The following is a 17,680-nucleotide window of genomic DNA, read 5'->3' as shown; positions in this document are numbered from 1 at the left end:
TACTAGAGTGGCAATCATGTCTGTCAAGAACGCTCCGTCTCGCGCCTCCGGCCGAGGTCGCACGGCCAATCGCTCGCGACCGTCGGGCCGCACAAGCTACTCGCTGACGTCTGCTACCCGCGCTGCCGAGACCTCCGAAGAGAGGACCGGCAGCGCCTTTCGTGCCGTTGGTCACGGACTGGGCACCGTATTTGGCGCTACAGCCCGGGGCATGGGGAGTATGGCGCGGGGAGTCGGGCATGGCCTCGCCGGACTCAAGCCAGCTGAAGCGAGAGATCGGGACGAGGATCTTTATGATCCCGCTTATGATGCGTCCTATGACGAAGAGGCTTTTGATGATTACGACGATGTGAGGGAGCCAGGGGAAATTTCTGGACGCGCGAAGAATAAGAAAACTAGCAACAGGGCTGAGGGCGGCACTTCGTCGAAAAGCAAGGTGACCCGTGCCCAAGACGTTGACGGCGAGATGCCGACGACCATCATGGAACGACCCGCCCGGGTAGAGAAGAGCATTCGCGTCTCCAACCCGGATGCGGTCGCGCTCGTGCTGATTGGTGTGGCCATCGTCTTGGCATGCGCTACGTGGTTCCAAGTGGCTGGCATTATCGGTGAGTACCTCACCAATGCTGTGCGCTATGTGATTGGCGCGGGCGCCTATGTTCTTCCTGTTGCGCTCATCGCCGTAGCCATCGCGCTCATGATGGACCTTTCCGGCCCGGCCGGCCACTTCAAGCCGCGCGTGGTTAGCGGCACGGCCCTCATCGTGGTCTGCATGCTGAGCCTTATCCATATCTTTGCTGGGCTCCCAGACCTTACATGGAATAAAAACGCCGCCGGTGAGGCCGGAGGCGCTATCGGTTTTGCTATCGGTGAGCTGCTCGTAGCAGCCTTCTCTAGCTACGTGGCCGTGCCGCTGCTCTTCCTGTTGATTGTCTATGGGGCGCTCAACATCACCGGCATCACCCTGCGCGAAGCCTATGACTTCGTGGCTGCCCAATTCTCTGCGCTCGTCGGTGGACTTCGTGATCGGAAGAACAGCTCGGAGTATGAGCTGCTTGACGACGCCCCCGCAGACGACTACGGCTACGTCAGCGATGACATCGACGCCATCGCCGAGGGGCGCGAGCGCCCCACGCGCCCGGCCCATACCCCGCGCCCACGTCAGCGTACGCAGCGCCCAAAGAGTTACTCGGCCGTAGCGCCGGACGAGAACGCCACGGTTTCCTTTGACTCGGCGGCACAGCCTATGAAGCAGGAGCCGGTCCAACACGGCCGCCCCTCCTTTGCTGCTGCAGCCGAACGCCGTGCCGATGACACCGACGAGATCCCCGTTGTTCCGGAGCCGGAGCAGAAGCAGAAGGCAGCACCGAAGCCTGTCGAAAAGCCGGTTGAGAAACCTACGCACAAGCCTGAGCAGAAGAAGCGTCCCCGCGTGGACGTTGGCGGTGCCGCCGGTGCGGCGCTGGGGGCGGCAGCCGCGGGGGCGTCGGCAAGCGCAGCGTCTGCTGGGGCGGCCGGGGAGGACGTTGTCTCTGCCGCACACTCCGAGGCCGTCCGTATGTTCCAGGAGCGTTCCGGGCGCGATGCGCGCACGGGCGCCAAGGTCGACGAGGATGTTCAAGACGCGGCGCAACAAGCACCCGCGGCCCCGAGCGGTGCGGAAGATACCGCACTGGGAGGCGGTTATGACGTGCCGACGACTGACCTGCTTACGGCCGGCAAGCCTGCGAAGGCTCGCACGGAGGCCAACGACCGCATCATCGAAGCCATCACTGAAGTCTTTGAGGAGTTTAAGGTCGATGCCCAAGTCACCGGGTTTAGCCGTGGCCCTACAGTGACGCGCTATGAGATTGAGCTGGGACCAGGCGTCAAGGTTTCGAAGATTACGAACCTGCAGTCCAATCTGGCTTATGCAGTCGCGACGGATAACCTGCGCCTGTTGACCCCGATTCCGGGCAAGTCTGCAGTCGGTATCGAGGTGCCTAATGCGGACCGTGAAATGGTGCGACTGCGTGATGTTTTGGATTCCCCGGCACTGCGTGCTGATGACGATCCAATGCTCATTGGCTTGGGCAAGGACATCGAGGGCCAATTCACCTCCTTCTCCGTGAAGAAGATGCCGCACCTTCTCGTGGCCGGCGCAACCGGTTCAGGTAAGTCGGCGTTCGTGAACTCGATGCTGGTCTCGCTGCTGACTCGCGCGACGCCGGAAGACGTTCGCCTCATCCTGGTGGATCCGAAGATGGTCGAGCTCACGCCCTACGAGGGCATCCCGCACCTCATCACCCCGATCATTACGCAGCCGAAGAAGGCCGCAGCGGCCCTGCAATGGCTGGTGGAGGAGATGGAGCAGCGCTACATGGATATGCAGGCTGCCCGCGTGCGCAAGATCGAGGATTTCAACCGCAAGGTTCGCAGCGGCGAATACCAGGCCCCGGCCGGCTCCCAGCGAGAGATGCGCCCGTACCCCTACATCGTGTGTGTGGTTGACGAGCTCGCGGATCTCATGATGACGGCGCCGAAGGAGATCGAGGATTCCATCGTCCGCATCACCCAGAAGGCACGCGCAGCGGGTATCCACCTCGTACTCGCAACACAGCGCCCGTCCGTGGACGTGGTCACCGGCCTTATCAAGACCAACGTGCCGTCCCGCCTGGCGTTCGCGACGTCCTCGCTCACGGACTCCCGCGTCATCTTGGACCAGGGTGGTGCCGAGAAGCTCATCGGTATGGGCGATGGCCTGTTTATCCCGCAGGGCGGGCGCCCAGTGCGCATGCAGGGCGCGTTCGTCTCCGACGAAGAGGTGCAGGCGGTTGTCGACGCCGCGAAGGCACAGGGCGCACCGAACTACACCGAAGGTGTCACGGAGGATAAAGCCAAGGACGCCAAGAAGGAGATCGACGAGGAAATCGGCAAGGACATGGACGACCTCTTGGAGGCCGTCGACCTCGTGGTCACATCTCAGTTGGGCTCCACGTCGATGCTTCAGCGCAAGCTGCGCATCGGCTTTGCCAAGGCCGGCCGACTCATGGATCTCATGGAGTCGCGCGGTGTGGTTGGTCCCTCGGAAGGCTCAAAAGCTCGCGAGGTGCTGGTCAAACCGGAAGAGCTTGACACCATCATTTGGATGATCAAGGGAGCTGACCCGGCAGAGGCACCGAAGGAAGTCCAAGAGGCTGAAGGTGCAGACGGAACTGAGGACGAGTCAGCAGATACCCGCACCGTCGAAATCTCTGCCAACCCCTCCACGGGCGCGTTTTAAGTTCCGTGTAGGATAGGACGGGTCTTGGAGGGGAGTACCCCAATCCTCGGCGTCGATCGTCAACACGGCAACTGCGGTACAGTTCCCGGTCGCGCCGGCTAGCGTTGCTCTGCGTAAGCATCACTAGCGGGGGAGACCTCCGGTCTTTGTTGTCGCGTCGACCGGAGGGATAGCGCATTATGCACGTACCATTGTGGGTTTGGGCCATCACCATGGCGGTGATTCTGGGCTTTTTTATTTTCGATTTCTACAGCCACGTTCGCTCGCCCCATGAGCCTACGCTCAAGGAATCCGGTGGGTGGACGCTGTTCTATATGGCAATCGCCGTTGTCTTCGGCGGAGTTGTATGGGTGCTGTGGGACAGCGAACATGCCGCACAGTTCTACACCGGTTGGGTGACGGAACAGGCGCTGAGCGTGGACAATCTATTCGTCTTCTCGCTCATCATGGGATCCTTTAAGATTCCCCGCAGTTACCAGCAGAAGGTGCTCCTCATCGGAATCGTTTTGGCACTGGTATTCCGCCTCATTTTCATTCTGTTGGGCGCGGCGATTATCGCTGCGTGGTCCGATGTCTTCTACCTTTTTGCGATCTTCCTTATCTACACCGCGGTGAAGCTGCTCATTGATGAGATCAACGACGCACCGGAGACTGACCCCAACGACATGTTGGTGGTCAAATGGCTGCGCAAGGTCGTACACGTAACCCCGCGCTACCACGGGGATAAGCTCACCCACCGTGAAGACTCCGGGGAGAAGAAGGGGAAGTTCGCGCTGACCCCGCTGTTCGTGGCGCTGGCGGCAATTGGGCTTATCGACGTCATGTTTGCTTTCGACTCCATCCCCGCCATCTACGGCATTACCTCGGAGCCCTTCTTGGTCTTCACCACCAACGCATTCGCGCTCATGGGCCTGCGTCAGATGTTCTTCCTCATTGATGGCCTGTTGGACCGTCTGGTTTACCTGCCTTATGGCCTGGGTATCATCCTGCTGTTCATCGGCGTCAAGCTGTTGTTCCACGCGTTGCATGAGAACAACTTGCCGTTCATTAACGGCGGTGAGGATGTTTCCGCCGTGCCGGAGATTTCCACGCTGATGTCGCTGTTGGTCATCGTCGGCGTGCTCGCTATTACTGTGTTGCTGTCGGTGTGGAAAGACAAACGCGACCAAGCTCAGGGTGGCGTGGTGATTTCCCACAACCACTATGACTGGGACGATTTTGGCAACAAGATCGTTCGTAACAAGCAGGGAGAGTTCGTGGGCAAGGCAGAGGACCTGCCGAAATCCGAGCTGCCCTAACTCCGAGTGCTGCCCGAGTCCCGGGCAGCGTTGGGGGAAGACTTTTAGAAAGAATTGATGACGGGATTCCATTCGCGGAAGGCACGGCCCGTAACGGCGCCTTCGGTGTAGAAGGGGTCCTGGTCCATGAGGGCGATTACCTCGGCCACCTCAATTGACTCGTCCTCAAACTGCAGGACGATGAGAGCCCCACCCTTGGAATCGGTGAAGGGGCCCGATCCGCAGATCTGGCCTTTCTCATGGAGCGCGCCGATGAACTCGCGGTGTTTCGGGCGAACATTTGCGATGACTGGGTTGGATGGATTGTATTCATAGGAGACAGCGAAGTACTTCATATTTTCCATGGTAGTGCTCGCGCGAGGGGTAGGGAGGCCACGGTAGGATGAAGGGCGTGAATGATTCTCAGGCTGCGCACAACCACTCTCAAACCGCGGATGTAAATCCCGAGGTTTCCAATTGGAATCTTCCCAATATCTTGACCAGTTTGCGCATCCTCTTTATCCCCTTGTTCGCCTGGTTGGTTCTGGCCGGACATGAGTGGTGGGCCTTTGGATGCTTTGCGCTCCTCATGCTCACAGACAAGCTGGATGGCGATATCGCACGCTCACGTGGGCTCATTACAAATTTTGGCAAGATTGCGGATCCTATCGCGGATAAGGCTCTGATGACCGCGGCCTTCGTGTGCCTCAACATCACTGGTGCTTTGTCTGTGTGGATCACCGTCGTCATTCTTTTCCGTGAGTTCGGGATTACTATTTGGCGCTTCTTCTTGCTGCGCCAAGGAAAAGTGGTGCCGGCTTCTCAAGGTGGAAAGCTCAAGACAGCGCTGCAGACCTTGGCGGTGGCGTTGTATCTCTGTCCGCTGCCGGGGTGGATGGACCTTCCGAGCTTCCTCGTCATGTTGGCTGCCGCCTTCGTTACTGTCCTGACCGGCATCCAGTATCTCATTGATGGCCGTAGGGAGAACCAGTGAGCATCGAGGAGCAACTAGTGTCCAGGCTCCGCGAGCGCGGCGAAACCGTGGCGTTCTGTGAGTCCCTTACTGCCGGTTTAGCCGCTGCCACGGTGGCGAGCGTGCCGGGAGCCTCGGCGGTGTTGCGGGGCGGTCTGGTGACGTATGCGACAGAGGTCAAGGCACATTTCCTTAACACCACCGTGGAAGAGCTTGACGATCAAGGCGTGGTGTCCGCAGCAACTGCCGCGCAGATGGCTGAGGCCGCAGTTGTCGAAACGCGTGCGGATTGGGGGATAGGGCTGACTGGTGTGGCCGGGCCGGACCTCCAAGAAGGTAAACCTGCGGGAACCGTGTATGTGGGGCTGTGCGGGAGGGGCGACGGGGGCGTCGCCAAGCGCGGCGTCCTCTATGAGCTTTCTGCTGAGGGGCGCAACGCGATTCGTGCCGCTGCAGTTGAGGCGGCATTGAGTCTTCTCCTATCAACTCTTGAAGAAAAATAGTTGATTGTGGGAACAAGGAGGAGCGCTGGGCCGTTGTACGAAGTGATGAACACTTCAGTTGCATTACTTGATAAGCCCACCCAGACCAGCACGCGGTCGACGCGGACCCCTGAGCCGCTGCTGCGTGAAGCACTCGGACTGACGCTTCGCGCCTTCCGTGCGGATAAGGGCGTGACCCTTCGTGAGCTCGCCGGTGTAGCGCGCGTGTCCCCGGGATACCTTTCGGAGTTGGAGCGCGGCCGCAAGGAGGTTTCCTCTGAGCTTCTGGCATCCGTGTGCCATGCGCTTGATGTCAGTGTTTCCGATGTTCTCATCGAGGCCGCTGGCTACATGGCGCTGCCATCGATGGATGAGGAGCTAGCGTCCACCGCACCCGCAGCATCGGAACTGTAGAACCGCGGCGTAGCACTGCTTGCTTCGCTAATATTAGGCAGGCAGAGAATTCTTTTCGAACACTTTTTATAGACACAACGAACTGCTGAGAAAGGCACCTTCTGTTATGGCGAATCCATTCGTAAAGGCCTGGAAGTACTTGATGGCTCTCTTCGATTCGAAGATCGAGGAGAACGCTGATCCGAAGGTACAGATTGAGCAGGCAATCGAGGAAGCTCAGCGCCAGCACCAGGAGCTCTCGCAGCAGGCTGCGGCGGTCATCGGCAACCAGCGTCAGCTGGAGATGCAGCTCAACCGCCGTCTCAGCGAGATCGAAAAGCTGCAGCAGAACACCCGCAACGCTCTGAACTTGGCGGACAAGGCTCGTGCTGAGGGCGATGCGCAGAAGGCTACCGAGTATGAGAACGCGGCAGAAGCCTTCGCCGCCCAGTTGGTAACTGCCGAGGAGTCTGTTGAGGACACCAAGAAGCTGCATGATCAGGCACTGCAGCAGGCGGAGCAGGCTAAGAAGGCCGTCGAGCGCAATGGCATGGCCCTGCGTGAGAAGGTCAACGAGCGCTCGAAGCTGCTGTCCCAGCTTGAGCAGGCCAAGATGCAGGAGAAGGTTTCCGAGTCCCTCAACTCGATGAATGAGCTTTCTGCCAACGGCAACACCCCGTCCCTGGACGCGGTGCGCGACAAGATTGAGCGCCGTTACTCCAAGGCCCTGGGCCAGGCAGAGCTTGCGGAGAACTCCGTGTCTAACCGTATGCAGGAGATTGAGCAGGCCGGCGTGCAACTGGCTGGCCACTCCCGTCTCGAGCAGATTCGCGCGGAGATGAATAATCCGAAGGCCGTGGAGGGCAACTCCCAGCAGGCAATCGGCTCGGCAGGAACCCAGGCTCAGCCGAACGTGCAGAACGATGCCGTTCAGGCCCGCCTGCGCGAGCTGCGCGGAGAATAGGCTTAGTCGCCGACGCCGCGCGCTTGAAGCGCCTCACCCATGGCGCGTGCGCGGCGGATAGAGCGAATGATAACCGGGGTGCCAAAAGCGGTTAATGATGCCGTGGCGCCCCGGGCTTTTCGTGCGTCTAGCACCTCGACCACGGTTCCCAGCATGAGGGGAAGCAGTCGAATAGTCAGGGACATCGCCAGCGTGATGTTCTCAACGGGGACCCCGAGGCGCCCCAGCGGGGCAAGGGCGCGATCCAGGGAGTCCATCATCTCCGAGACCTTCGTCGTGAGCGTCAGTAGGACCGCCGCGCTAATCGCCGCGTAAATCGTGAGGAACATGATGGCAGCCGCCGTGAAGTCCTTCTGCCACCACTGAAATGCAGCGAGTGCGACGAGGAGATAGAGCGGCGGCGCGAGCTGGCCGAGCGCGACGCGAAAGGGAACCCGGGCAATGGGAAAGAGGGCAAGGGGGAGAGCGAGGCTTAGCGCTGCCCAGCTAATCGTGTGAACGGCCAGCGAAGTCACGAGGATGAAGCCGATGAGTACGAGGAATTTCACCGCGGCGGGGATGCGGTGGATGATGGTGTCGGCGTCGACATAGAAGCCGAGTGGGATGTTCTTGGGCATGATCGCTAGAGGGGGCGGGATTCCATGAGCTTCGTATAGAAGGGAATGACCTCGTCGGGTGTTCCATCGGCGGCTACGTGGTGGTCGTCAATGCACAGAACGCGGTCAAAGTCGGAGAGGAAGTCCAGGTCGTGGGTAACCACGATCAGCTGCTGCTCCAGGTTGGCGAACTCGCGGCGAATGCGGTCACGGTTGCGCAGGTCCAGCAGGGTTGTCGGCTCGTCGGCGATGATGACGGTCGGTTCCATGACCAGTACCGCAGCCAGCGCGAGGAGCTGTTTCTGCCCGCCGGAGAGCGAGTGTGGGGATTGTTCGGCCAGGGCCTTAAGGCCGAAGCGTTCGAGTGCGGCGTCGACACGCGCGGTGCGTTCCTCCCGAGGCAGCTTGAGGCGCCGCAGGGAGAATTCCACGTCATCGCGTACCTGCGGCATGACGATTTGGTTCTCGGCGTCTGAGAATACGAATCCCACGCGGCGCCGGATTTCTTTGCCGTGCTTGGCGACGTCCATGTTGTCCACCAAGACCTCACCGCGTGAGGGCTCACCGAGACCATTGATGAGCCGGACGAGGGTTGACTTGCCGCCGCCGTTGGCGCCGATGATGCCGATGCGTTGTTCGCTCAAGTTGAGGGAAACGTCGTTAAGCACAGGCGTCTCGTCGAAGGTGACGGACACGTTACGGAATTCAATGAGCGGCACGGGAGCTACTTCGCCTTAGCGGTGCGTCGGCCCATCAGGTCTGGGAACGCTGCATGGACGCCGACCGCAATGACAACCATCACGGCGACCTTGATGAGATCGGGGATGAGGAATGGCCCTTGGGCGATGGTGGCTGCACCGAAGGACATGTCAGAGCGGTACATCAGGCCGAGAATTCCGCAGAAGTACTGGACGGCGAGGCCAACGACGCCGGCGATAGCGAGGATGAGCGTCATTCCGCCCTTGTTGCGCGGGGCGCGGTAGGCGATGAGTCCGGCGATGGCCGGGGCGACCACATAGCCAACGAGGTAGCCAACCGTGGGGCCGGCGAGAGCGCTCAACGCGCTACGTCCGCCGGCGAGGATGGGAAGGCCGACGAGGCCGAGGGCAATGAAGAGCAGGCCCACGAAGAGGCCGCGGCGGCCGCCGAGGACCAGACCCGCGAGGATGATAACCGCGTTTTGAAGAACGATGGGTACGCCCGCGGTGGGAGTAGGAATAGAGACAAAAGCAAAGACTATGATGAGCGCGGTAAAGACCGCGACGTACGCGATGTCAGTCGCGACGGAATTCTTTTTCATGGGCCAAAGTTTATCCAGTGGGATAACTGTGCAGCAAATAGCACCTTTTGAACAGTGTTCAAGCACGAAATTTAGGACGCGCATCCACCCCGAACGGGGTATCTTTGGTGCATGGAAATTGGGCAGAAACAAGCGTGGCTTAAGGGTTTAGGGTGCCTTAGGGCGCGCTATGGGGCAGTAGCACTTCTTTCCGGTGTGGCTATAGGCGGCTTAGCTGGATGTTCGTTGGTGAATTCCGCGAACGTCATCGAAAATATCGATGAGGCCGCTGGGGTCGAGGGAGGGGAGCCGGGAAGCGTAGACATGCCGATCGGTGACATCTTCGATTCGGAGTATGAACGGGTGATCATTATTTGCCCTGGCGCTACCGAAAGGGATGTCCTCGCCGCCAGCGATGGAACCTGGCAGGGAGGTACAGATGAGGATGATGAGTGGGTGCCACCGGCGGCGGGTAGCGTTGAGCTGTACCGTGATGTGCAAGGGCCGGGGTATTCCAAGTATATGAGTAGCAGGGCTAACCTCGATGACCTGGATGTCTGCAGCTCGTTAGGGGAGGAGGTGGCCGTTCTTCAGACTGCTGAGAAGGTGACCTTCTCGCGGCAAGAGCAGGACGGTCCTTGGGTGCTTCAGTAGTGGAGGCTGTCGCTGGGACACGCGCTTGGGCGAAATGGAAAATCGAACACTTGTGTGTGTATTGTGGGATGTGGTCCGGCGGGCACGTTAGGGTGACTTCGTGGCTTGAGGAGAGGGCGCTAAGGCTGTTTGAGTCGCGCCAGGGAACCTCAGCTGCCACGTGGCAGTCTAATTAGGTGCCAGCTTTAATTAACGCGTAAGAACGCACTACAACTGACGCACGATAGTGAGGAAATGAATGGCTACGAAGAAGAAGTCCTCGGCAGCGAGCAAGGGCGATGATCGTCAAAAAGCCCTTGACGCTGCCATGGCGATGATTGAGAAGGATTTTGGTAAGGGTGCCGTTATGCGCCTGGGTGATGATGATCGCCCGCCAATCCAGGCTATTTCCTCCGGTAATACGGCCATCGATATCGCATTGGGCGTCGGCGGCTTCCCGCGTGGCCGTATCGTGGAGATTTATGGTCCGGAATCCTCGGGTAAAACTACCGTTGCTCTGCACGCGATTGCATCGGCGCAGAAGACTGGCGGTATTGCGGCCTTCATCGATGCTGAGCATGCTCTCGATCCGGAGTACGCACGTCTGCTTGGCGTTGATACCGATAACCTGTTGGTCTCCCAGCCAGATACTGGTGAGCAGGCTTTGGAAATCGCCGATATGCTCGTGCGCTCTGGTGCTATTGACATCATCGTGATTGACTCGGTTGCTGCGCTGACCCCCAAGGCGGAGATCGAAGGTGAGATGGGTGATAGCCACGTTGGCCTCCAGGCTCGTCTCATGTCCCAGGCGCTGCGTAAGATGACGGGTGCTCTGTACAACTCGGGGACCACCGCCATCTTCATCAACCAGCTGCGTGAAAAGATCGGCGTGATGTTTGGTTCGCCGGAGACCACGACTGGCGGTAAGGCGCTGAAGTTCTACGCCTCGGTGCGCTGCGATATTCGCCGCATTCAGACCCTCAAGGACGGTCAGGATGCCATCGGTAACCGCACCAAGCTCAAGGTTGTAAAGAACAAGGTCTCCCCGCCGTTCAAGATCGCTGAGTTCGACATCATGTATGGCGAAGGTATTTCGCGCGAGTCTTCCATTATTGACTTGGGCGTCGAACACGGCTTCATCAAGAAGTCTGGTTCCTGGTTTACCTATGAGGGTGACCAGCTGGGCCAAGGCAAGGAGAAGGCTCGTAACTTCCTCAAGGATAATCCGGATCTGGCGGATGAGATTGAGAAGAAGATCTTCGTCAAGCTCGGTGTGGGTGCTGCCGCTGCCGAGAGTGGCGACAACGTGGCCATGGATGTGCCAGGAGCAGATGATCCGCTGACGGATGAGTCTGTGGATCTGGTTCCGAACGTCGATTTCGACGACGACTAAACGGGATCTATGGCACAACCCTCATCGGAGAAGATTGAGAAGCTGCGCCAGGCCCTCGAATCCTATGAATCAGGTGACGCGGGCGGACAGCTAGTTGACGCAGAAGCCGAAGCTGCGAAGGCTCCCGTGCGTTCTCGTGCGCTCGGTCTGCTGGACCAGAGAGCGCGTTCCCGCAAGGAACTGCGTGACCGCCTCGTTGCTGCGGACTTCGAGCCCGACGTGGTCGAGGAAGTTGTTGATGACCTCGCAGATGTCGGCCTTGTTGATGACGCGAGCTTTGCCAAGGAATGGGTTCGCCAGCGTCATGCGCGGCGCGGCAAGTCGTCCCGCGCCCTCAACGTGGAGCTCAAGGAGAAGGGCGTTGATGCCGCTGATCGGGCCGCAGCCTTAGAGCAGATTACAGACGAATCTGAAGAGGCCGTCGCCCGCCAGGTCGCGGAGAAGAAGGCGCGGACGCTTAAAAAGGTTCCGGCCGACCGGCATGAAAGGGACAAATTCCTGCGCCGCATCGTGGGAACGCTCGCGCGGCGCGGCTACAACCAGGAACTTGTCATGCGCATATCCATCGAGGCTCTTGATGCGCGCATCGCCGAATTAAAGGCATTATGAGTAGCCGGATGGGCCAGTTAGAATGTCCCCCCGTGAGCTCCCCCGAAATCAATAGCCAGCCCCGCACCTATGAGGTGCGGACTTTTGGCTGCCAAATGAACGTTCATGACTCCGAGCGCATCTCCGGTTTGCTCGAGGAAGCCGGCTACTCGGCGGCACCGGATGGCGCCGAGCCTGACCTCGTAGTCTTCAACACCTGTGCTGTGCGTGAGAACGCCGACAAGCGTTTGTATGGAACCCTAGGTGCGCTCAAGAAGACGAAAGAGAACCACCCCGGCATGCAGATCGCTGTGGGCGGCTGCTTGGCGCAAAAGGATAAGGACACAGTCCTTGACCATGCGCCGTGGGTCGATGCGGTATTCGGCACCCACAACATGGCGGCTTTGCCGACACTTCTTGAACGCGCTCGCCACAATGATGAGGCCCAGGTTGAAATCGTCGACGCGCTTGAGGCTTTTCCCTCCGTGCTGCCGGCCAAGCGCGAGTCCGCCTATGCCGGGTGGGTATCGGTCTCCGTGGGCTGCAATAACACCTGTACTTTCTGCATCGTTCCTTCCCTGCGCGGCAAGGAGGAGGACCGCCGCCCTGGCGACATCCTCGCAGAGGTTCAGGCCTTGGTGGAGCAGGGCGTGTCCGAGGTGACGTTGCTGGGCCAAAACGTCAATGCCTATGGCGTCAATTTCGCTGACCCGGACCTGCCGCGAGACCGCTTCGCCTTTTCCAAGCTGCTGCGGGAAGTGGGCAAGATCGAGGGGCTTGAGCGCCTGCGCTTTACTTCCCCGCACCCGGCAGAGTTCACCTCCGACGTCATCGATGCCATGGCGGAGACTCCGGCTGTGTGCCCGCAGTTGCACATGCCGCTGCAGTCTGGCTCCGACAAGGTCCTCAAAGACATGCGCCGTTCCTACCGCACGAAGAAGTTCCTGGGCATCCTCGACGAAGTGCGCGAGAAAATGCCGCACGCCGCCATCACCACCGATATCATCGTGGGCTTCCCCGGTGAGACGGAGGAGGACTTTGAGGCCACCCTGGATGTGGTGCGTCGCGCCCGCTTCGCCTCCGCGTTTACCTTCCAGTATTCGCCGCGTCCGGGAACCCCGGCTGCGGTCATGGAGAACCAGATCCCGAAGGAGGTAGTGCAGGAGCGCTTCGAGCGCCTTGTAGCGCTGCAAGACTGCATCCAGGCCGAGGAGAATGCGAAGCTCATCGGCACCGATGTGGAGCTCCTGGTCCAGGCGGAAGGCGGCCGCAAGTCCGCCGAGACCCACCGCCTTACCGGTCGTGCTCGCGATGGCCGCCTCGTTCACTTTGCTCCCGTCGATGGTGAGGGCAAGGACATCTCCACGGAGATTCGCCCTGGCGATGTCGTGCACACCACCGTGACGGATGCGGGTTCCTTCTTCCTCGTGGCCGATTCCGGTGTCAGTGAGCACCGCCGCACCAAGGCCGGCGACATGTCGGCTGCGGGGCAGACCCCGACCACGGCGCCGATTGGGGTGGGGTTGGGGCTGCCGGGCGTCGGCAAGCCCAGCGCTCCCGCTGATTCCTGTGGCTGCTAGAAGGGAGTAGGCTCCGATTCTATGAGTGATGACTTGAAGCAGGTGCGCGATGCTGTCGCCGCAGAAAAGCGCGCGGCGAAGACCATCGAACTGGGAAAGCACAAATATGCGCTCATCGTGTCTGTCGTGGCGTGGGTAGCGTATCTGGTTCTGCCTTATGCCGGTGACGCCCGTGGATGGGAAGCACTCTTCGTAGGCGGAACCGCCGAGGGAGTGCGAATTTCACTTATGGAGACCGTTAGCGCCTGGTTAGCGTTGGGTGGCGTGGGAATTCTGACTACCGCTACGATCCTTACGCGGCGGACGTCTGTGGCTCTCGCCGCATGGATGATGGTGACCATCTCCTTTTTCGTTAACTTGTGGGGATTCTGGTACCGCGGCGGTGCCGCTGAGGGGGCATCTATTGGCATGTACGTGGGCGCTGTGTCTACGTTGGTGGCCTTCCTGGTGTACTGCCAAGTGGCGTTGCGCCGCAGCCCTGAGCAGCTAGCCGCCGCGGAGCGTGTCCGTGAAGTCTCGGGGCAGCTTGACCACGTGGGAGTCCTGCAGAACGAAGCCGCGACCGCGCTTCCAGCGGAACAGAACCCGCTGCTTATCGACGACCGCCGCTCACGCGCCGCCTCACGCCACCGGAGCCAGCAGGGCGAGGAATAAGCGTTCCTAGATTCGTGTTGTGGAGTGCATGGCTACACTCTTTGACTCTTTAGAACTGGGACGACTAACGCTTCCAAACCGCGTGACGATGGCGGCTTTGACCCGGTCGCGCGCAGGTCGCGACGGTGTCCCCACGCAGTTGCACGAGAGGTACTACGCGCAACGCGCCTCCATGGGGCTTATCGTGACAGAAGGTGTGTTCCCAGCGGTGACCAGCCGTGCCTTCCCAGGCCAGCCTGGTATCGAGACACCAGAGCAGATAGCTGGGTGGCGTCGCGTGGCGAAGTCCGTTCACGATTCCGGCGGGCGCATCTTCATGCAGGTAATGAATGGCGGGCGTTTGTCTCATGCCAGCCTTCTTGAAGGAGCGGAGCCGGCAGCTCCCTCCGCGCTGGCCTCCGGCACTGCGGTGAGAGATTTCGAATCCCGTAAGGAGTGCCCAGTGCCCCGAGCACTCGATAGTGAAGAGATGCCGCGCATCATCGATGAGTTCCGGCAAGCCGCACGCAACGCCATTGACGCAGGCATGGATGGCGTAGAGATCCACGGTGCCAACGGCTATCTCCTGCATCAATTCCTTTCCCCGAGCTCGACTCACCGCGACGATGCTTATGGCGGAAGCCCGCAGAAGCGCTACCGTCTTGTGGAGGAGATCCTGCGTGCGGTGGCTGAAGAGATTGGCGCGGACCGCCTTGCGCTGCGCCTATCGCCGCAAAACAATATTCAAGGCATTGAGGAAAGCGATACTGAGGATGTGCGCGCCACCTATGGTGGGCTGCTTCGCGCCATCGAAGACCTCGGCTTGGCCTATGTTTCTTTCCTTCACGCAGAGCCCACTGGTGAGCTCATCACCGAGCTGAGCACTCATGTTCGCGCCAACGGGAAGACACGCGTCATCCTCAACTCAGGCTTTGGTCGTATCACCCAGCGGGAGGAGGCCGAGCAGCTGGTGCAGCACGGCGATGCCGTGGCGGTGGGGCGGCTGGCCATCTCGAATCCGGACCTAGTCCGCCGCTGGCAGGAGGAATTGCCTGTCACCGCGCCGGATGAGAGAACGTTCTACACGGGAGGGGAGCGCGGCTATACCGACTACCCCGTTTATACAGTGAGCTCGTAGGCGCTGCTGGCGGAAATGACGTGCGCCCCGAGGCGGGCATAAAGCGCGTTCATCGCTGGATCGGCCTGGGCCACTGAGCAATACGCACGGCGCACGGTGGGCCAGTGGTGCGCCACTGCGTACTGAGCGTGCTGTTTGGCGCGCGTGGCGAACCCGCGGCGTCGGTATTCACGGTCAGTCACTGTAAGCGTCCACTCGCACACCTCGGGGTCTGCATCGCCGTGACGGGAGAGCTCCGTGAGGGCGACGACTTTACCTCGGTCGAGAATACCCACGAGCAGAGTGTGCGCTCCGCGGGAGCGCAGTCGGGCGTGAGCCTCCTTGAGGCGCTGCCGCGTCCACACGATGGGCTCGACGCTCAAGTCACCGTAGACCGCGTCGGTGGAGGCGAGGGTGAGCAAGCGGAGGACGTCGTCAAGCAGTGCATCCGGAATGTCGTAGTCCGGCCAGACGTGCGCGCCGAGGACCGGGGAGGTGGCAGCGATGTCGATGTACATCTGGCGCTCGGCGTGCTTCTGGCGAAAGCCCAGTTCGAGGTAGGCCTGCGACATCGGATCGTATGAGTAGTCCGCGTCCGGCGGGTACAGCATGCCAACCTGGGCATTCTTGCGGCCTAGCTGGCGGGTAAGGCGGAGGGCTTCGCGGGCCAAGATCCGCGTGACCTCGAGGGCTTCCGGCTCCAGCTCTTCTCCAGGCAGCGGGAGGAGATCGGCGGCGAGGACGCACTCGATGTCGGCGTTATCTGTCTCTTCCAAAAGCGGAAGCGAGATGTGGATGAAACCGTCGAAGTCAATTTCCGGGCTGGGCTCGGCGGCCGAAATAACCGGCAAGCCCAACTCTCCAGCTGGGCCCAAGACGGAGTCTGTCAGACCAACGAGGTAGGTGCGTGACTCCGTAGAACCTTGGAGACGCTGGAGCACGCGACGCGGAGAGCCACTGGCTGCAGGATCACCGCTGGCCTCTTGTGCGGCAAGGTTAGCGTCGAAGACGAAGCTGCGGAGACAGTCAGCCGGCTCAGCGTGTGCTGAGCCCGGCGGGGCGACGATGTGAACGAACACTCAGGCTACGCGGCGCGCTTACTTGCCGTTGACAGCAGCCGCGGCGGCATCCGCGAACTCCTGCCACTGCTTCGCCTGGGCACGCAGATCCTCTGCCTTCTTGGTATTGCCCTTGGCCTCAGCTGCTTCTGCTTGAGCGGTGAAGTCATCCACCTTGGCCTGGAACTGAGCCACGCGGGCCTGGGCCTCCGGATCGGTCCGGCGCCACTCTGAATCCTCGGCATCGCTTACGCGCTTTTCCAGAGCGGAAATCTTAGCCTCGAACTCGCGCACCTGATTGCGTGGGACGAAACCAATCTCCTCCCACTTTTCTTGCAGCTCTCGCAGCTTGGCCTTCGCCGCGTCGAGCGACTTGGTGGGATCAATCTGGGAGTCATATTCCGCAATGAGTGCGTCCTTGGCGGCGGCGTTCTCTGCGAACTGCTTGTCGCGCTCATCGTTGACGGCGTTGCGGGCATTAAAGAAGTGGTCCTGCGCGGCGCGGAAGCGGGCCCAGAGCTTGTCATCAATCTCGCGCGGCGCGCGGCCAGCGGCCTTCCACTCCGTCATGAGGTCGCGGTAAGCGCGCGCCGTCTCACCCCAGTTGGTGGATTCCTTGATAGCTTCTGCGCGCTCAACCAATTCTTCCTTCTTGGCGCGGGCAGCAGCGCGGTTGCGGTCGAGCTCAGCGAAGTGCGAGCCGCGGCGGCGGTTGAAGGAATCCCGGGCGCGGGAATAGCGCTTCCACAGGGCATCATCCGTGTGGCGGTCGATGCCGCGGATCTGCTTCCATTCCTCGAGGATGGCGCGGATGCGGTCGCCGGCGGCCTTCCACTCCGTCGAGTTAGCGGCGATGTCCTCGGCCTCTGCGGCGAGCTTCTCCTTCTTTGCGATTGCCTCCTCGCGGCGGCGGGCCTTATCGGCCTGTGCTTGTTCGCCGGCTTCGACGGAATGCTCGATGACGGTGCCTAGGCGCTGATCCAAGGCTGCGATATCACCAATCACCGCCTGCGTGGGCAGGGATTCCCGCAGCTCTGCCGCGGTAGCCTTAATCGATGCTGCATCGTCCGGATGTGCATTCAGGCGGGATTCCAGCAGCTCGATCTCGGTAGACAAATCATCGTAGCGCGCGCCAAAATGCGCTAGGCCTTCTTCGGGAGTACCGGCCTGCCATTCACCGATCTTGCGTTCGCCCTCGGGTGCTTTGACATAAACCGAACCATCAGCATCAACGCGGCCCCACTGAGTGGGATCGTTCTTCACGGGCTGCACCGGGCGAGCTGCCGGGGCGGAAGGAGTTGGGCCGGGGCGAGAACCCTTGCGGGGCATGGCTCCAGGGGAAGGAATAGCGGACATGGTAGGAAACCACCTTCGGTACTATCGCGCCGCGCGACACGGCTGCCAGAACTTATGTCACACAACACTACCGTTTCAGCCGCGCAGCCGCGTGTT

Annotated in this window: 18 protein-coding genes; 12 read left to right on the top strand and 6 right to left on the bottom strand. The window is 60.6% G+C overall.

Annotation, left to right across the window (positions count from 1 at the left end; translation table 11 throughout):
• Positions 1-16: 16 nt before the first annotated feature.
• Both M5J06_RS04755 and M5J06_RS04750 read left to right on the top strand, forming a co-directional pair.
• Positions 17-3,262 carry a DNA translocase FtsK 4TM domain-containing protein gene (locus M5J06_RS04755; RefSeq protein WP_250224100.1) on the top strand — a complete coding sequence of 1,082 codons (3,246 nt, stop codon included), beginning with the start codon at positions 17-19 and terminating at the stop codon, positions 3,260-3,262.
• Between the two features lie 179 nt (positions 3,263-3,441).
• Positions 3,442-4,560, top strand: a complete 1,119-nt coding sequence (locus tag M5J06_RS04750) for a TerC family protein (RefSeq protein ID WP_250224099.1) — start codon at positions 3,442-3,444, stop codon at positions 4,558-4,560.
• 44 nt (positions 4,561-4,604) lie between these two features.
• Here the strand turns inward: M5J06_RS04750 and M5J06_RS04745 are convergent, their stop codons facing one another.
• Complete coding sequence (locus M5J06_RS04745; protein WP_070524508.1) at positions 4,605-4,895, bottom strand: YciI family protein; 291 nt, start codon at positions 4,893-4,895, stop codon at positions 4,605-4,607.
• A gap of 47 nt (positions 4,896-4,942) precedes the next feature.
• Here M5J06_RS04745 and pgsA point away from each other — a divergent pair, with 47 nt between their 5' ends.
• The 4 genes from pgsA to M5J06_RS04725 all read left to right on the top strand — a co-directional run bounded on the left by pgsA (position 4,943) and on the right by M5J06_RS04725 (position 7,351).
• Positions 4,943-5,533 (top strand): CDP-diacylglycerol--glycerol-3-phosphate 3-phosphatidyltransferase, encoded by a 591-nt coding sequence (pgsA, locus tag M5J06_RS04740; protein ID WP_193634501.1) that lies wholly within the window; start codon positions 4,943-4,945, stop codon positions 5,531-5,533.
• Positions 5,530-6,015, top strand: coding sequence for a nicotinamide-nucleotide amidohydrolase family protein (locus M5J06_RS04735; RefSeq protein ID WP_070531433.1), 486 nt, complete (start codon positions 5,530-5,532; stop codon positions 6,013-6,015). Before pgsA ends, M5J06_RS04735 begins: the two co-directional genes overlap by 4 nt.
• 45 nt (positions 6,016-6,060) lie before the next feature.
• Complete coding sequence (locus M5J06_RS04730) at positions 6,061-6,408, top strand: helix-turn-helix domain-containing protein (protein WP_070531432.1); 348 nt, start codon at positions 6,061-6,063, stop codon at positions 6,406-6,408.
• A 106-nt stretch (positions 6,409-6,514) separates the two neighbouring features.
• Complete coding sequence (locus tag M5J06_RS04725; RefSeq protein ID WP_070531429.1) at positions 6,515-7,351, top strand: PspA/IM30 family protein; 837 nt, start codon at positions 6,515-6,517, stop codon at positions 7,349-7,351.
• A gap of 2 nt (positions 7,352-7,353) precedes the next feature.
• Here the strand turns inward: M5J06_RS04725 and M5J06_RS04720 are convergent, their stop codons facing one another.
• Genes M5J06_RS04720 through M5J06_RS04710 form a run of 3 tightly spaced genes read right to left on the bottom strand, consistent with a single transcriptional unit; the run spans position 7,354 to position 9,247 of the window.
• Entirely contained in the window at positions 7,354-7,968 is a 615-nt protein-coding gene (locus M5J06_RS04720) for an energy-coupling factor transporter transmembrane component T family protein (protein ID WP_070686201.1), read from the bottom strand.
• A 5-nt stretch (positions 7,969-7,973) separates the two neighbouring features.
• Positions 7,974-8,666, bottom strand: coding sequence for an energy-coupling factor ABC transporter ATP-binding protein (locus M5J06_RS04715; protein WP_070562901.1), 693 nt, complete (start codon positions 8,664-8,666; stop codon positions 7,974-7,976).
• A 5-nt stretch (positions 8,667-8,671) separates the two neighbouring features.
• The gene (locus M5J06_RS04710; protein WP_070524504.1) at positions 8,672-9,247 is read right to left on the bottom strand and encodes a biotin transporter BioY; all 576 of its coding nucleotides are present in this window, start codon (positions 9,245-9,247) and stop codon (positions 8,672-8,674) included.
• Positions 9,248-9,475: 228 nt separating this feature from the next.
• On the opposite strand from M5J06_RS04710, the gene M5J06_RS04705 reads away from it, so the two are divergent.
• The 6 genes from M5J06_RS04705 to M5J06_RS04680 all read left to right on the top strand — a co-directional run bounded on the left by M5J06_RS04705 (position 9,476) and on the right by M5J06_RS04680 (position 15,191).
• Positions 9,476-9,880 (top strand): hypothetical protein, encoded by a 405-nt coding sequence (locus tag M5J06_RS04705; RefSeq protein WP_141748930.1) that lies wholly within the window; start codon positions 9,476-9,478, stop codon positions 9,878-9,880.
• A gap of 238 nt (positions 9,881-10,118) precedes the next feature.
• Entirely contained in the window at positions 10,119-11,252 is a 1,134-nt protein-coding gene (recA, locus tag M5J06_RS04700) for a recombinase RecA (RefSeq protein ID WP_070524502.1), read from the top strand.
• A gap of 9 nt (positions 11,253-11,261) precedes the next feature.
• Complete coding sequence (gene recX / locus M5J06_RS04695) at positions 11,262-11,861, top strand: recombination regulator RecX (protein WP_070524501.1); 600 nt, start codon at positions 11,262-11,264, stop codon at positions 11,859-11,861.
• An 8-nt stretch (positions 11,862-11,869) separates the two neighbouring features.
• Positions 11,870-13,420 carry a tRNA (N6-isopentenyl adenosine(37)-C2)-methylthiotransferase MiaB gene (gene miaB / locus M5J06_RS04690; RefSeq protein WP_083299157.1) on the top strand — a complete coding sequence of 517 codons (1,551 nt, stop codon included), beginning with the start codon at positions 11,870-11,872 and terminating at the stop codon, positions 13,418-13,420.
• Positions 13,421-13,441: 21 nt separating this feature from the next.
• Entirely contained in the window at positions 13,442-14,074 is a 633-nt protein-coding gene (locus M5J06_RS04685; protein ID WP_070524499.1) for an Rv2732c family membrane protein, read from the top strand.
• A 28-nt stretch (positions 14,075-14,102) separates the two neighbouring features.
• Entirely contained in the window at positions 14,103-15,191 is a 1,089-nt protein-coding gene (locus tag M5J06_RS04680) for an alkene reductase (RefSeq protein WP_250224098.1), read from the top strand.
• On the opposite strand, the gene M5J06_RS12460 is transcribed toward M5J06_RS04680, so the two are convergent.
• The gene (locus tag M5J06_RS12460) at positions 15,173-16,249 is read right to left on the bottom strand and encodes a GNAT family N-acetyltransferase (RefSeq protein ID WP_070524497.1); all 1,077 of its coding nucleotides are present in this window, start codon (positions 16,247-16,249) and stop codon (positions 15,173-15,175) included. The genes M5J06_RS04680 and M5J06_RS12460 overlap by 19 nt on opposite strands.
• Before the next feature lie 18 nt (positions 16,250-16,267).
• Entirely contained in the window at positions 16,268-17,584 is a 1,317-nt protein-coding gene (locus M5J06_RS04670; protein ID WP_250224097.1) for a DUF349 domain-containing protein, read from the bottom strand.
• Positions 17,585-17,680 lie beyond the last annotated feature (96 nt).

The organism is Corynebacterium intestinale (assembly GCF_023574125.1).
In the GTDB taxonomy this organism is placed as follows: Bacteria; Actinomycetota; Actinomycetes; order Mycobacteriales; family Mycobacteriaceae; genus Corynebacterium; species Corynebacterium hesseae.
Note: the sequence above shows the minus strand (reverse complement) of the source record. Positions and strands in the feature narration are given on the sequence as shown.

What these genes read in the sequence shown, in the direction of transcription:
- M5J06_RS04710 (WP_070524504.1), bottom strand. Translation starts at nt 9,247, where the DNA reads ATGAAAAAGAATTCCGTCGCGACTGACATCGCGTACGTCGCGGTCTTT.
- M5J06_RS04750 (WP_250224099.1), top strand. Translation starts at nt 3,442, where the DNA reads ATGCACGTACCATTGTGGGTTTGGGCCATCACCATGGCGGTGATTCTG.
- recX (WP_070524501.1), top strand. Translation starts at nt 11,262, where the DNA reads ATGGCACAACCCTCATCGGAGAAGATTGAGAAGCTGCGCCAGGCCCTC.
- M5J06_RS04670 (WP_250224097.1), bottom strand. Translation starts at nt 17,584, where the DNA reads ATGTCCGCTATTCCTTCCCCTGGAGCCATGCCCCGCAAGGGTTCTCGC.
- pgsA (WP_193634501.1), top strand. Translation starts at nt 4,943, where the DNA reads ATGAAGGGCGTGAATGATTCTCAGGCTGCGCACAACCACTCTCAAACC.
- M5J06_RS04755 (WP_250224100.1), top strand. Translation starts at nt 17, where the DNA reads ATGTCTGTCAAGAACGCTCCGTCTCGCGCCTCCGGCCGAGGTCGCACG.
- M5J06_RS04730 (WP_070531432.1), top strand. Translation starts at nt 6,061, where the DNA reads ATGAACACTTCAGTTGCATTACTTGATAAGCCCACCCAGACCAGCACG.
- M5J06_RS04745 (WP_070524508.1), bottom strand. Translation starts at nt 4,895, where the DNA reads ATGAAGTACTTCGCTGTCTCCTATGAATACAATCCATCCAACCCAGTC.
- M5J06_RS04720 (WP_070686201.1), bottom strand. Translation starts at nt 7,968, where the DNA reads ATGCCCAAGAACATCCCACTCGGCTTCTATGTCGACGCCGACACCATC.
- M5J06_RS04680 (WP_250224098.1), top strand. Translation starts at nt 14,103, where the DNA reads ATGGCTACACTCTTTGACTCTTTAGAACTGGGACGACTAACGCTTCCA.
- M5J06_RS04685 (WP_070524499.1), top strand. Translation starts at nt 13,442, where the DNA reads ATGAGTGATGACTTGAAGCAGGTGCGCGATGCTGTCGCCGCAGAAAAG.
- miaB (WP_083299157.1), top strand. Translation starts at nt 11,870, where the DNA reads ATGGGCCAGTTAGAATGTCCCCCCGTGAGCTCCCCCGAAATCAATAGC.
- recA (WP_070524502.1), top strand. Translation starts at nt 10,119, where the DNA reads ATGGCTACGAAGAAGAAGTCCTCGGCAGCGAGCAAGGGCGATGATCGT.
- M5J06_RS04725 (WP_070531429.1), top strand. Translation starts at nt 6,515, where the DNA reads ATGGCGAATCCATTCGTAAAGGCCTGGAAGTACTTGATGGCTCTCTTC.